This is a genomic window from Clostridia bacterium, assembly GCA_017410375.1.
GTDB lineage: Bacteria > Bacillota > Clostridia > RGIG6154 > RGIG6154 > RGIG6154.
In genome coordinates this window covers 1-15,022 of record JAFQQW010000038.1, presented here as the reverse complement: position 1 = coordinate 15,022, position 15,022 = coordinate 1, and the positions used below count along the sequence as shown (strand labels likewise).

The window sequence follows — 15,022 nt, the reverse complement described above, 5'->3', positions numbered from 1 at the left end:
TATGGAAAAGACCTATGTGCATGAGGGAGAGCCGATTGAGGTTGGAAAGCTTTTAAAGCAGAAATTCAAGTTTTCCCGACGTATGATTACAAGCTTAAAGAAAACAAACGGCATTGCTGTAAACAGCAATGCCGTATTTTCCAATTTTGTGGTACAATCGGACGATACGGTAACCGTAACGCTCCCCGACCTGACCTCGGATAACATTTTGCCCGAAAAAGGCGATTTGGAGGTTGTGTATGAGGACGACTTTTTGCTCGCGGTAAACAAACCCAAAGGCATTCCTGTGCATCCGACCCTGAATTTTAAAAGCGGAACCCTTGCAAACTTTGTAATGTATTATTTTAAAGGTGCGCCGTTTGTGTTCAGACCCGTGAATCGGCTGGATAAGGATACATCGGGGCTGGTTCTGATTGCCAAAGATAAAAATACCGCCTTTCAGCTGTCAAAGCAATTGAAAAATGGCGAAATCCGTAAAATCTATCGGGCAACGGTGGTGGGTACACCGCCCGAATCGGGAACGGTTGATGCGCCCATCGCAAGGTGTACCGACAGCATCATAAAAAGATGCATCTCTCCCGATGGTAAGCCGTCCGAAACGGTTTTCCGCACCCTTTCTGCAGAAAACGGACTGTCTGTGGTAGAAGCCGAACCCGTAACGGGCAGAACACACCAAATCCGCGTACATTTTGCCCACATTGGGCATCCCTTGTATGCCGATTTTCTGTATGGCGAAGAAATCCCCGGCAAAACGTTCCGACTCCATTGCCACACCTTGATTTTCACCCATCCCGAAACGGGCAAAACACTTAAAATTGAATGCTAAAAGGCTTCTCCTTGAGGAGAAGCTGTCACGAAGTGACTGATGAGGTGTAATTTATACCATACCACCTCATCCGAGTTTTGCGCCCCAAGAGCACTTCCTCGCCTCGCTCATGACGCCCGCAAAACCCACCTTCCCCTCAGAGGGGAAGGCTTTTTTGTGCCACTTTAAAGCAAAAAGGCACAAGCAATTTTTTCATTGCTTGTGCTCTTTATTATTCTGTCGCAAATTCACTTTCGGGTATAATCTCCATTTCACACACTGGCTTAAAACTGCCAAGCGCATCCCAGACCATAACCCGTATTTCATCAATATCGCCCGTCAGCTCTGCATCCGGCATATCCTTGCTGTACGGCACATATGTCTTGTCTACCATCTGTCCACTCTTGTACCCTGCAACCACCAACACACCGCTGTCCACATGATACACCTCTGAGTTTATCGTATGCACATCTCCCTTAACCATCACAACTGACTCCACAAATGGCTCTAACAATTCCCAATGTGCATATAATGTTTGGTTTTCTAAAATTGATACAGTTGTATTAGCAGTAACTAAACTCCCATATAACGGGTCAGTAAACCATCCAAGGAAAGCATATCCTTCCTTAGATAAAACCGGTATATCTCCATAGTTAGAATTATACCATACCGTTTTTACACTTTCCGAAAATCCGGCTAAATTTGCATTAAATGTAATCTTAAAACTCATTGGTTCCCAACAAGCATAAAGCATCAAATCATTATTTCCCTCAAATGCATCTCCCGGATAATAATCAACTTCTGTAGAAGCAGAATTTTTAGACCACCCTTTAAAAATATATCCAGCACGAATCGGTTGCGTACTATCTAATATTAATCGTTCTCCGTATTTTTTCACCTGTACACCTGGTGCTCCATCGCCTCCATTTGCATCATACCCGATATAGTATTGCGGAATTATGGATCCTGTAGAAACCATTCCACTACTGTTTTCAGCATCATCAAACGCATATAAATGTATTGAATACTTTCCCAAACCGCCATAGAGCTCTGTATCAATTGGATAAGTGAAAGTTCCTTGCTTCGCTGGAATTGCAAATTGAAATTCACCTTTAGGGCAATATATGACTATCCACAACCGCGTGACATCTACATTATCCCAAAGATTACAATTAACTTCAAACACTTTATTACCAACATTTGAAACGGTCAAATCGGTGAGTGTGGGAGCGACTGTATCGTCAGCAACTAAAAATTTACCAGTCGAATACTTACCACTACTGTTACTATTTGCATCAAAAGCATATATATGTACTGAATAATAACCCGCGCCACCATAGTCGGAAGTATTTACTGTATAACTGAATGCGCCATTTGATGCACTCGCACCAAATTGATGCTCGCCATTCGGCGAATATATTACCATCCATACTCGTGTTACATCAGCATTATCATACAAATTACACTGTATAGTAAATGATTTTTCGCTTATGTACCTAGCTTTTAAATTAGTAATTATAGGTTTTTCAGTATCAGGTGCCGGTAAGGTTGTAAATGTCTTTTGGTTTCCGTAAACATAATCGCCATTTTCACCCTTTACGATCAACTTGTAATAGTATGTTGTATTTGGCTCTAAATTTGTCATATTATGATTTAGACCATCTGCCCACGTTATATCGCAGTCGAATACAGTGAAATTGCACATCTCAGGTGTAGTGCCCCACTGAAAGCCACGTTTCACAATCCTTGCTCCAGATGGATTGGTAAACGTACCATTAAAAGCAGCAGAAGTTGCTGTTATATTATATGCATCGCCAGTATTGCATCTAACTTTTTCTATGCCACTAGATAACGTTGTAACAGATTTGGTGTTTCCGTAAATATACTTGCCATTTTCATCTTGTATAATTAACTTAAAATAATATGTTGTATTTGGTGACAACCCCTTCATATTGTGACTCAATCCATCTGCCCATGTTATATCGCAATCAAACATCGTAAGATTACACATTTCCGGTGTAGTTCCCCATTGATAACCTCGTTTTACAATCCTCGCTCCTGCAGGATTGGTAAATGTACCATTAAATTTAGCAGAAGTTGCAGTTATATCAGATGCGTCACTTGTGCTGCAAACAACATATTTTATCGGTTTGTCTGGGTATGCCGGCGTTTCTGTTGCGGTGGAATCTGCTGTTTCTTTCATCGCATATGTAATGGTCGCACCCGCCATATCTGTTTTACTATTTCCAATTGACATGCCACTATTAAGCGGATTGTTATTAATACTGTTTTTTGAGTACCCGGAAGTTTTGGTAGTAATTGTAAAATGTAAGTGAGGACCTGTTGAATATCCTGAGCTTCCGCTTTTACCTATCATCTGTCCTCGCGTTACTGAATCTCCTGCATTTACAAGAACTTCACTCAAATGACCATATATACTGATAGTTCCATCACTATGTTTTATAAATACTGAATTACCATATGACTCACCACAATACCCACTGCTACTTTTTGTTGAAAGAGCATTCCCGCTACAGGTATTTGACGAGCAAGATCCAGCATTGCAACTATAATTACCACAACCTCGATATGCTTTCCATACCGTACCATCCTTTGAAGCCATAACCGCAGTACCGGTCCTAACAGCAATATCAACTCCGGCGTGATAATCACTTGATGAATTATACCACCACCCTCGCGACAGCGTTTTGCTAAATGTCGCGCTTGTGGGAATTGGCCATAACCAAGATTGGGCACTAACAGTTGTTACACCCCCCAAAAGTAACGTCGAAATAACCACAATCCCAAACAGAATTTTTTTCATCATCCTAAATTCCTCCAAAATTAAAAAATGCGCCTACCGGAGCAGGCGCAAAAAAACGCAAACTCCGATCAGTCGCTAAACATAACTTAAAGAAGGCAGGATAAATCTGCTACAACGTTTAAGGGAGTTGCGTTTTTATCAAATCCAAAAAACATTATAGCAAATAAAGAGTATTATCCCTAAAATAAAAATACTCCTGCCACTATATATTAAGTTATGTTTAGCATTATCATTCTATCACACATTTTTCAATTTGGCAAGAGGAAAATAAATTGCGTGTTTGTATATGGGATTCTTCGGTCGCACACTCCCTTAGAATGACAGCAAAACAAAAGCACAAGCAATGGACAAAATTGCTTGTGCTTTTTGTTTAAAGCTGTTCGAGAGCGGACCTTTCGTTATTTTCGTTCCGAATGTCCGAAATCAATTTACCGCCGGTAATTTTTTGGTATTCGTCAAAATAGCGCTGACCGAATTCGTACAAGGCTTTTGCGCTAAAGTGCAGGTTATCGGGATTGGAAGTTAAGCCCACTGCCGAAACAAATCCGCAAAGCTTATCGTCCTGTGCGATGCTTTGGAGCGCTTCGTTTACTTTTACGTATTCTCCCATATTCGAGCCGTCGGGTTTTACATAATGCACCAAAAAGTCTCCCAAACCACCCACCAGCACCGGAACATGCGGTATACCAAGGTCGGCTTTAAGATTCTTTATCATCAGCTCAAACCGCGCTTTATAGGTCAGATACCCTTTGTTTCGGATATCGCCCTCGCCCTGATGCCACAAAATGCCCACAATTTCAGAGCTTCTCTGGGCAAGGCGCGCGCAGTTTACCGCATTGTCATACAGCACAGAGCCGGGCATCCACTGGTCTAAGCTGGTGCCACCGTCTGCACAGCAAATGAGACCCACATCTGTGTTATAGGCTTTGGCATAGCATTCTACAAAATGTTCTGCAAGATTTGTACCCGAAAAGCTACGGTCGGGGTTGATAGGACGAAACATTCTGTTCCAGAGTCCGTTTCGCTGAATTCTGATGTGTGTGGTATCCACCTCAACTGCCTCGGTTAAAAAACCGCGACCTGCCATGTTGGACTGACCGATTAATAAAAACGAATGCATAGTTTCAATTTCCTCCTAAAGAAAAAAAGCGAACTTATACCGTTCGCTTTATAAATTTAAATTCAATTAGAAACCGTTTCTGTCTTCGCGTACACGAATCAACACTTCATTCAAAGTGTTTTCAACGCTGTTTAATGTGCCGGAAACATATTCCTTGGTTGCCATTCTCATGTTTCTGGATTCGGTCTGTGCTTCTTCCATAATCTGGCGAGCCTTTTCTTCAGCCGAATGCACAATTTCATGCTCACTTACCATAACGGTAACCTTGTCAGCAGCACTCTTTAAAATGCTGTCAGCTTCCTGCTTCGCATCATTGATAATTCTATGACGGTCCGCTGTGATTCTCTGTGCTTCTTTTACTTCTTCCGGAATTTTTAAGCGGATGTCCTTAATCATTTCAAATAAATCTTCCTTGTCTACGATAACCTTAGACATGAACGGAATTTTGGTTGCATCTTCTAACGCTTCTTCCAAAATATCAATCAACTTTTCCAATTCCACCGGGAATTCCTCCTTTTATTTAAACTCTTTTTCGTTTCAGGTAAGTTGCCCTTTTCTCAGGATTCTTTCTTATAAAACGTCAGAAACACGCGACCGTATTTAGACTGCTTTAAAAGTGTAAACCCCGAAAAATCCGAAGGGGTATATTCTGTCTCTAACATCACGATGCCATCATCTGCCATCACCGACGGGAGAACAGCCATCACCTCATTCTCAATGTCTTTGGAATAAGGCGGATCCAAAAAAACAAGCGTGTATTTTTTGTTTGTACCTTTTAAGAATGCTTTCCAGTCCGCTAAATGCGTTCCGCTTAAATCCTTTAGTCTTGTTGCCTCCAAATTCTTGCGGGTTGCGGTAAGGGACGCATTTGCCCGATCCACAAAATCGCAATAGGCAGCACCGCGGCTTAACGCCTCGATACCAAGACTGCCGGAGCCGCTGAACAAATCCAGCACCACCGCATCCTGCAGGTACGGCATAAGGGAAGAAAAACAAGCCTCTTTCACACGGTCAAGTGTCGGACGAACATCCAGCCCTGTGGGTGCTAAAAGTTTATGTCCTCTCACCTTGCCGGAAATAACGCGCATAAATCCTCCAATACACAAAACTATACAAATACCTATTTATATTTTACATTAAACAAAAAATTTGTCAAGGGGTAAATGCTATTTTTTTTGAAAAAATCGCATTTTTTTTGAATTTTTTGCCCTTTAATTCAAAATTTCATGGGTTCCGGACCGAAAATACTGTTCTTTCAGGATAAAATTCAACAGTTGCTTTTCATGTTTTTCCGCCTTGAGTTCACCGCAAAGAAGATCCTCTACCGCTTCTTTTGCCATATACAAAAGACGGGTATCGGTCATGGGATTTGCGGTTTTTAACATGGGCACGCCCGACTGGCGTGTACCGAAAAAGTCACCGGGACCCCTGAATTCCAAATCCTTTTCGCTGATATAAAAGCCGTCCGCGGAGGATTCGATAACTTTAAGGCGCTCAATGGTTTCGGGATTTCGTGTTGCACCAAACAGAATGCAAAAGGATTCGTTTTGACCGCGCCCTACTCTGCCCCGAAGCTGATGGAGCTGTGAAAGTCCAAATCGCTCGGCATTTTCCACAATCATTAAGGTGGCATTTGGTACGTCCACCCCGACCTCGATAACGGTAGTTGCCACAAGCACCGAGATTTCACCCTTTGCAAAGGCTTCCATTACCTTTTCCTTTTCGGCATCCTTCATTTTGCCGTGCAGAAGTCCTACCGATATATCGGGGAATTTTGCCTTTAAGCTTTCCGCAAAAGAGGTGGCATCTTTTACCTGTAACCCTTCGGATTCTTCCACCAGAGGGCAGACCACATACGCCTGCTCGCCCTTTTGAATCTGCTTTTCCAAAAATTTGTACACCCGTTCCTGATAACTTTCGTTCACGCAAAAGGTTTTGATGGGCTTTCTGCCGGGTGGCAAAGCATCGATGGTGGAAATGTCCAGATCGCCGTACAAAATCAGCCCTAAGGTGCGCGGAATGGGTGTCGCGGTCATCACAAGCACATGCGGATATTCACCCTTTAAACCAAGCTTTGTGCGTTGCAATACACCAAACCGATGCTGTTCATCAGTCACCACAAAGCCAAGTTTTTTAAACTCTACATCCTGCTGAATCAGCGCGTGGGTGCCGATAATCATATCCACACTTCCGTCAGCAAGCCCTGCTTTGATACGTTTCTTTTCTCTTGCAGGCGTGGAGGAGGTTAAAAGCTCCACATTGTAATCGGTAAACAGTTTTGCGAAAGTTTTATAATGCTGGGTGGCTAAAATTTCGGTGGGTGCCATGAGCGCCGACTGATAGCCGTTTTGCATGGCGATATCCATACCGTATGCTGCCACCATGGTTTTGCCCGAACCAACATCGCCTTGTACCAGCCGATTCATGGCAAAACCTGATTGAAAATCACGCTTTAAATCTGCCACGACTTTTTTTTGCGCATCGGTCAGGGTAAAGGGCAGTCTTTTTTCAAAGCTGTCCGTAACAGTCTGAAAGACAATACCGTTCTTCTTGCCCAGATATTTCATTTTTGCCACGCACATCTGAAACAGGAAGAATTCCTCAAACACCACCCGTTCCCGGGCGCGTTTCAAAAGCTCAAAATCTTCGGGGAAATGAATGTTTTGCAAAGTGTCTTTGCGATTTAAAAGTCCGTATTTCTGCATAACACTTCCGGGCAGACTTTCGGGCACAAGTGCTGCATACTGTGCAAGTGCCTGTGCCAGCATTTTTTGCAACGTTTTTGCACCGATACCCTTGCCTAACGTATAGAGCGGTACAATTTTGCCCGTGGCACTTTCGTCTTCCGCCTTTTCGGTAGCCGGATTTACAAACTGCAAGCCTTTTTTATTTTTTTGTGCTTTGCCGTAAAATATGTACATTTCGCCCGCCTTAAAGCTTTTGTCTAAATAAGGCTGATTGTACCACACGCACGGCAGTGTGCCTGTTTCATCCGCTAAGGTGCCGCTGCTTATGGAAAAACCGCGTCGCTTGCGATAGGTGCGCACACTACCCTTCAGCCAGCCGATAATGCACGCCGTTTCCCCTTCTTTTAAGTTCGCAATGGTGGTAAAATGCCGACGGTCATCGTAGTCTGAGGGGTAATAGGTCAAAAGGTCGTACACCGAAGAAATACCCTGCTTTTCAAAAACAGCCGCCCTCTTTTCTCCGACACCCTTTAAATCTGTAATTTTTAAAGCAAATATGTTTTGCATTTCTTTTCCTCACATAAAAAGGTGCGTGTGAATCACGCACCTTTTACATTATTCAACCGAAATATAGTAGTAGTACAGAGGCTGACCGCCACTGTATACATTCACATCGCAGGAAGGATATGCTTTTTCAACCTTCGCTGCCAATGCATCAGCTTCCGCTTCGGTTACATCTTCGCCGTAATACAGCGAAACGGTTGCGCCTTCTTCTACCATTGTATCTAAAATCTGCAGAACTGCAAAATCCACACTTTGGGTGATAACCTTGATTTTCCCTTCCACAAGACCCATGATATCATTTTTCTTGATTTTAAAGCCGTCTGCTTCGGAATTTCTTGCCGCATAGGTTACAGAACCGGATTTTACGGCACCAATCATTTCAAGCATGGCTTCGGTATTTTCCTCTGCACTTGCATCCGGGTCAAAGGCAAGCATTGCCGAAATGCCCTGCATGAGTGTTTTTGTAGGAAGCACCACAATGTTTTTATCCGAAAGCTCTTTTGCCTGCTCTGCCGCCAAAAGAATATTTTTGTTGTTGGGCAAAAGATAAATGGTGTTGGCATTTAATTTTTTGATGCGATTCAGAAAATCATCGGTACTCGGATTCATGGTCTGACCGCCTGTAATAATCTGCTGACAGCCCAGCTCTTCAAAAATCTGTGTAATCCCATCCCCTGCCGCAACCGAGATAAAGCCGAAATCCACCGGAGGCGCTGCTGCTTCCGCTTCTTCTTTTCTGCGTTCCTCTTCTGCCAGCTGACGGTTTTGTTCGCGCATGTTTTCAATCTTTAAATTCATGAGCTCGCCAAGCTTTAATGCTTCTTCCAAAGCAATACCCGGATGATTGGAATGTACATGTACCTTGATGATTTCGGTATCATCTACTACCACAACGCTGTCACCAATGGTGCCAAGCTGTTTTCTTAATGCTTTCCAGTTTACTTTTTCGCTTTTTTTACGAATCAGGAACTCGGTACAATACCCAAACTTAATATCTTCCATAGGAATGGAATGGGTAAGGGTATCAGGAGAAGTTTTCTCTTCTTCCGCTTCGGTAAGCTCTACAGGTGTGCCTTTTATAGCAAGCAACGCACCTTTGATTAAAACCAAAAGTCCCATACCACCCGAATCCACAACGCCTGCCTGTTTAAGCTGTGGCAGAATATTCGGGGTGTTATCTAATGATATCTGACCCTTTTCCACTACAAATTCGAAAAAGGCTTCTAAATCTTCGTTTGTCAAATCCCAGGTTTGCGCCGCTTCATACATTTCGCGGGCAACCGTTAAAATTGTGCCTTCTGTGGGTTTCATAACCGCACGGTATGCAATTTCCACCGCGCACTTCATACCCTCAATCAGTTCAGGAACGCCTGCTTCCGCCACGCCGTTTAAGCCTTTTGCAAGACCGCGCAGGAACTGGGACAGAATAACGCCCGAGTTACCTCTTGCACCGCGCAAAGCAGCATGGGATGCAATATCGGTTACGGATGCACAGGTTGTGTCCTCCGAATGCTCCAGTTCTTTTTTGACCGCCTGAATGGTCATGGACATATTTGTACCGGTATCGCCATCGGGCACCGGGAATACGTTTAAATCATCCACCATTTTTTGGTGGTTGGTCAGATTATTGGCAGCAGAAATAATAAGCTTCTTTAAGAGCTGACCGTCAATTTTATTCAACAACGTCTGTGCCCTCCTTATGCATCTTCCATACGGATGCCTTCAACGGTAATTTCAACTTTTTTCACCGTGCATCCAACCATAGATTCAACGCCGTATTTTACATTTTCAATGATATTGTTGCTGATTGCAGACAAATTTACGCCGTACTCTGCAATGATGTGCAGCTGCAGATTAATACCGCCCTGTACACTCACCACACGGACACCTTTAGACGAGGAATCCTTTTTCAGCACCGATGCCAGCTGGTCGGCTTTAGAACGAAACGCCATGCCGACAACACCCACACAACGGGTTGCCTCGGTTGCGGCAATTTTTGCGATAACATCATCCGAAATCACAATACCGCCATATACATTATCAATTTTAGATGGCATATGCCCACCTCCGTTTATTCAAACTATTCGATAAATCTATTATATATTATACAATAAAATTCCGAAATAATCAACTGTTTTTTATTTTCTCGGTTCGACAACAAGAAAAAACCGCGTTATCACGCGGTTTTAAACAAAATATTATATGCAAAAAGCAACTGCTGCAGCTCGCTTAGCCGCCTCTTTCAGGCTTTCTTTACGCGCACGCTCACGCGGTGAATGTATATAGTCACCCGAAACCCCCAGCGAATCCAGGCACGGAATACCTGCCTCTGTGACATATGCTGCATCCGAACCGCCTTTCCGGAAGCTCGGAGTGAGCTCCTGCATTCCGTTTTGTCTGCAAATGCGGTTTAATATATCTAAAAGGTTTAAATTTTTCTGTGACTTTTCCATGGCACATCTAAAGCTTGTTTCGGTTAACGTACATTCAGTGCCTGACACAAGAACCTTTTGTGCGATTTCTTTGGCATATTTCCGAACCCACTGAAGCTGTTCCTGCGTTGCAAACCGCACATCTGCCGTAAAGCTACAGCTGTCCGGCACACTGTTTGCCGTATTGCCGCCCTGTATCAATCCGACATTGCAGGTAATTCCGTCATCGCGCTTAAGCTCTTCCATTTTCAACAGCTTATATGCCGCCTCCGCAATGGCATTTGCGCCATTTTTTGCACAATCGGACGAATGTGCGGCAATGCCTTTAACCATAAAGGTAAATCGCACAATGCCTTTTCGGACAACACAAGCTTCACCCGGTGTATGTCCCTCCATATTCAAAAATGCAATTGCGTTTTTTGCTTTATCACACATAAAACGAACGGTTTCTTTGTTGCTTAAAGAACTGCCGACTTCCTCGTCCGTCTGCAAAATCAGCATCACAGGACGTTTAGTAAAACCAATACGTCTAAGTGCATCCATCGCTAAAAAGGATGCCACAACACCGCCTTTACAGTCGCAAACACCGGGACCGTATATGTATGTATCGTCCATACGAACAGCCGGCGTTCCGAACGAGCCGACCGGATGAACCGTATCCATATGTCCGGAAACCACAACCGGTTCACAATCAGACTCCCCGTTCATGGTGATGCAGACCACGTTACCTGCAACATCATTTTCCTGCACTTCTATTGTCCAGCCTCGTTCCTTTGCCATTTGTATAAGATACGCACATGCGTTATCCACGCCTTGCTTATCCCGGGTGGGACTTTCAATATTGCATATGTCTTCCCAGACTTTTATATACTGACTTTCCAGAAAGTCAATCTGTTCAAACAGATTTTTACACTTCATAGCTTTCCTCAAAATTCTCCGAGCATACGCACTTCGGTTTCCATTTCTACGCCGAATTTTTCCAGTACGGTTTCCCGGCAATGACGGATAACTGCCAGTACATCCTCTGCAGTACCGTTTTGGTCATTAACCACAAAGCCTGCGTGCTTTTCCGAAACGCACGCACCGCCAACCCGATAGCCTTTAAGGCCCGCATCTTCAATCAGCTTACCCGCAAAATATCCTTCGGGGCGTTTGAAGGTACTGCCTGCACTGGGCTTTTCAAGGGGCTGTTTTTCCTTACGGCGTGCATTTAAATCTTTCATTTTTTCTTCGATTTCGGTTGCGTTGCCGGGGTGTAACATAAATTTGGTCTCAACCACAATGTAGTCGCCACCCGAAAATGCACTTTTGCGGTAGGAAAACGCCTGTGCTTCACCGCAGAACCGTTTTTCGTTACCGTTTAAATCCACACAAAGGGTTTCAACCGCACAATCGGACAAAGAACCGTCATACGCGCCTGCGTTCATCACGATACCGCCACCTACGGTTCCGGGAATGCCCGAGGCAAATTCCAGACCGGTTAAGGAAGCCTGCTTTGCACAAGCCGCAAGAGCAGCCATGGACACACCGCAGGCTGCGGTAATTTCGTTTCCGTTTGCCGAAACATTCTTCATTTTAACGGTACAAACCACCACACCGCGGATTCCTTTATCCGAAACCAGGAGATTCGAGCCGTTACCGATGACGGTAAGCGGAGCATTTTCCTGTCTGACCAACGCCAGCACAGCTTTTAACTGCTCTGCCGTTTCGGGAAACACCAGAAAATCTGCAGGACCGCCCACCTTAAAGGTGGTGTGATGCTTCATAGGCTCATTTGTTAACACATTTTCGTTTGAGCAGATTGCCACAAGCTTTTCTATCATTTTAACTTCCTTTCTATTATATAAGGAATACGCCGAAATTTCTTTCGGCGTACAGATTTTATGAAATTACTCTTTCAGAAGTGCCGCACCAATGATGCCTGCATCGTTTCCTAAGAAAGCTTTTTCAATGCGTGTCTGCTGAATGCCTTCTCTGGAATAAATCTGGGTTGCTACATATTCGCGTACCGGCTGAAGCAATGCTTCGCCTTCATTGGCAACACCACCACCGATAACCAGAACCTCAGGCTGGAAGATGTTAATCATGTCTGCAACACCGCAGCCTACATATTTAACATAGTTATCCACAACGGTCTGTGCCGCTTTGTCACCGTCGCGTGCCGCATTGAAAGCTGTTCTTCCGCTGAATTTGCCATCCTTTTTGTAGTAATCCCACATTTTGGAATCTTTATTCGCTTCAGCCGCTTCCTTAGTCTGACGAATCAGTGCGGTTGCGGATGCATATGCTTCCCAGCAACCTTTTCTGCCACAGGAGCAAGGCTCACCGTCTACAGCAATTACGGTGTGACCCAATTCACCGCCGGTGAAGTTGAAACCGCTGTAAAGCTTGCCGTTTACAACAATACCGCCGCCAACGCCTGTACCCAAGGTGATGGCAATGGAATCATTTGCCCCTTTGGTCGCCCCTGCCATGGCTTCTGCCCAGGCAGCGCAGTTGGCATCGTTATCAATGTAGATGGGTTTGTTGATGTATTTTTGCATTTCTGCACGCATGGGGGTATGGGAGAAGGGCAGATTGTTTGCATAAACCAGTTCACCCTTTTCTTTGTTTACGGAGCCAGGGCTACCAATACCGACAGATACCACGTCATCCATGGAATAGCCGTTTTCTTCTACGACTGCAATGGCAACCTGTGCCATGTCTTTTAAAATTTCTTCTGCAGGACGGGTCGCACCGGTGGGAACACTTTTCTTTGCAACCAGCTTGCCGTTTTCATCTACTACACCTGCGGCGATGTTTGTACCGCCTAAATCAATACCTACATAAATCATTTTCATTTTCTCCTTATTCTTCATTTTTTCTTTGTTGCATGGCTTGCTCCATGCTTTTGGTAATTCGTTCATTTAATGCCTCTGCCGCGTTGTAGCCCATGCGCTTCTGACGGTTGTTCATTGCCGCAACCTCTACAATCATGGCAAGGTTTCTGCCCGGCTTTACCGGAATGGTGATAGACGGCACTTCAATGCCTAAGATTTCAGTATGCTCAGTTTTCAAACCAAGGCGGTCATACTTTTTATTCTGATCCCATTGCTCTAAATTGATAATCAGATTGATTTTTTCGGAATCCTTAACCGCACCCATACCAAAGATTTTCTTCACATCCACAATACCGATACCGCGAAGCTCGATAAAATGACGGATAATCTCGGGTGCTGTGCCGACCAACGAAATGGCAGACACCTTTTTGATTTCCACCGCATCGTCTGCAACCAGACGGTGCCCGCGTTTTACAAGCTCGATTGCCGTTTCACTTTTACCGACACCGCTCTCGCCCAGAATTAAAATACCTTCACCGTACACCTCAACCAAAACACCGTGGCGGGTAATTCTCGGTCCTAACTGTACGTTCAGGTAGCTGATCAGCGCACTCATAAAACGGGATGTGGTCTCTCCGGTACGCAAAATCGGCACATTAAATTTCTCCGACGCCGTGATAAACTCCGGAAAAACCTCTAAGCCACGACTGTAAATCAGTGCCGGGATTTTGTGTGAAAATAACCCCTCTGCAATTTCGGTTCGTTTCTCGGATGTCTGTTTTTCTAAGAATGTGTGTTCGATTTTGCCCAGAATCTGAATGCGGTTCGGGTCAAAATAATCGTAAAAGCCCGTCATGGGAAGACCGGGACGGTTTACATCCATCATATGTATTTTAACGTCCGGAATGGAATCCTTGCAGGAAATTACTTCCAGTTTGAAGTTTTGCACAATCTCGTCAAGACCTGTTTCAAATACAGTATCCTGTGTATCCATAACACGCCTCCTGTCCATAAAAAATCTATCTATATTATTATATATCATGTGGTGCATTTTTGTAAAGTTTTTTTTGCAATTTTTTCGTCTTTTTTTCACAAAAAAATATTTTTTAAAATTTTTTCAAAAAAAACTTGCTTTTTTGGAAAATGTCTGTTATAATGGATTGTACTTGATTGTGTTATGAATTACAAGGAGGTGTAACATACATGGCTAAATGCGATATTTGCGGCAAAGGCGTTGTGTTCGGTATTGCTGTGTCCCACTCCCACAGAAGAACCAACAGAACATGGAAGCCGAATGTAAGAAAGGTTAAGGCACTGGTTAACGGTACTCCGAAAACTATCCATGCTTGCACCAGATGCTTGCGTTCCGGTAAGGTAAACCGCGCAGTTTAAGAATTACAACTAAAAAGGGTTAATCGTAAGATTAACCTTTTCGTTTACCGAAAAATGACATTTTAAACCGAGGACAGTCCTCTGTTCTCACACATGCTGGTGTAGCTCAGTTGGTAGAGCAACGCATTCGTAATGCGTAGGTCGCAGGTTCAAGTCCCGTTACCAGCTCCATAAAAAACTCTTCACTTTTGTTGAAGTAGTAAAATAAAAGTAGACACATGGAAAACCACCATGTATCTACTTTTTTTTGTTTTTGTGTTAAAATAATTGTGGAGGTGTTTATGTTGAAAAAAGGACAAACAAAACGAATTTGGACAAAAGAACAAAAGCTATCGATCGTAAAAAGATATTATGAAGAACATGTATCAGCAGGAACTCT

Annotated in this window: 13 protein-coding genes and 1 tRNA gene; 3 read left to right on the top strand and 11 right to left on the bottom strand. The window is 43.8% G+C overall.

Annotated elements, in window-relative coordinates; translation table 11 throughout:
• Nucleotide 1 precedes the first annotated feature (1 nt).
• Nucleotides 2-826, top strand: a complete 825-nt coding sequence (locus tag IJE10_05250) for an RluA family pseudouridine synthase (GenBank protein MBQ2967506.1) — start codon at nt 2-4, stop codon at nt 824-826.
• A 211-nt stretch (nt 827-1,037) separates the two neighbouring features.
• Here the strand turns inward: IJE10_05250 and IJE10_05245 are convergent, their stop codons facing one another.
• The 11 genes from IJE10_05245 to hprK form a co-directional block, all read right to left on the bottom strand.
• Nucleotides 1,038-3,632 (bottom strand): InlB B-repeat-containing protein, encoded by a 2,595-nt coding sequence (locus IJE10_05245; protein MBQ2967505.1) that lies wholly within the window; start codon nt 3,630-3,632, stop codon nt 1,038-1,040.
• Between the two features lie 367 nt (nt 3,633-3,999).
• A complete protein-coding gene (locus IJE10_05240) occupies nt 4,000-4,749 on the bottom strand; it encodes a sialate O-acetylesterase (GenBank protein ID MBQ2967504.1) in 750 nt (249 codons plus the stop codon).
• A 66-nt stretch (nt 4,750-4,815) separates the two neighbouring features.
• Entirely contained in the window at nt 4,816-5,250 is a 435-nt protein-coding gene (locus IJE10_05235; protein MBQ2967503.1) for an ATPase, read from the bottom strand.
• Between the two features lie 56 nt (nt 5,251-5,306).
• Nucleotides 5,307-5,837 (bottom strand): 16S rRNA (guanine(966)-N(2))-methyltransferase RsmD, encoded by a 531-nt coding sequence (gene rsmD, locus IJE10_05230; GenBank protein MBQ2967502.1) that lies wholly within the window; start codon nt 5,835-5,837, stop codon nt 5,307-5,309.
• Between the two features lie 123 nt (nt 5,838-5,960).
• Nucleotides 5,961-8,003: an ATP-dependent DNA helicase RecG gene (gene recG, locus IJE10_05225; GenBank protein MBQ2967501.1), complete on the bottom strand. Its 2,043-nt coding sequence runs from the start codon at nt 8,001-8,003 to the stop codon at nt 5,961-5,963.
• Nucleotides 8,004-8,051: 48 nt separating this feature from the next.
• On the bottom strand, nt 8,052-9,701 hold the full coding sequence (locus tag IJE10_05220; GenBank protein ID MBQ2967500.1) for a DAK2 domain-containing protein: 1,650 nt from the start codon (nt 9,699-9,701) through the stop codon (nt 8,052-8,054).
• Nucleotides 9,698-10,057: an Asp23/Gls24 family envelope stress response protein gene (locus tag IJE10_05215; protein MBQ2967499.1), complete on the bottom strand. Its 360-nt coding sequence runs from the start codon at nt 10,055-10,057 to the stop codon at nt 9,698-9,700. Before IJE10_05215 ends, IJE10_05220 begins: the two co-directional genes overlap by 4 nt.
• Nucleotides 10,058-10,198: 141 nt before the next feature.
• The gene (locus tag IJE10_05210) at nt 10,199-11,350 is read right to left on the bottom strand and encodes a M20/M25/M40 family metallo-hydrolase (GenBank protein ID MBQ2967498.1); all 1,152 of its coding nucleotides are present in this window, start codon (nt 11,348-11,350) and stop codon (nt 10,199-10,201) included.
• A gap of 8 nt (nt 11,351-11,358) precedes the next feature.
• Nucleotides 11,359-12,255 (bottom strand): UDP-N-acetylmuramate dehydrogenase, encoded by an 897-nt coding sequence (gene murB, locus IJE10_05205; protein MBQ2967497.1) that lies wholly within the window; start codon nt 12,253-12,255, stop codon nt 11,359-11,361.
• 66 nt (nt 12,256-12,321) lie between these two features.
• The gene (locus IJE10_05200) at nt 12,322-13,266 is read right to left on the bottom strand and encodes an ROK family glucokinase (protein MBQ2967496.1); all 945 of its coding nucleotides are present in this window, start codon (nt 13,264-13,266) and stop codon (nt 12,322-12,324) included.
• A gap of 13 nt (nt 13,267-13,279) precedes the next feature.
• Entirely contained in the window at nt 13,280-14,245 is a 966-nt protein-coding gene (hprK, locus tag IJE10_05195) for an HPr(Ser) kinase/phosphatase (protein ID MBQ2967495.1), read from the bottom strand.
• A 209-nt stretch (nt 14,246-14,454) separates the two neighbouring features.
• Between hprK and IJE10_05190 the strand changes: the two genes are divergently transcribed.
• Complete coding sequence (locus IJE10_05190; GenBank protein MBQ2967494.1) at nt 14,455-14,643, top strand: 50S ribosomal protein L28; 189 nt, start codon at nt 14,455-14,457, stop codon at nt 14,641-14,643.
• A 95-nt stretch (nt 14,644-14,738) separates the two neighbouring features.
• Nucleotides 14,739-14,814, top strand: a tRNA-Thr gene (locus IJE10_05185).
• Nucleotides 14,815-15,022: the final 208 nt, after the last annotated feature.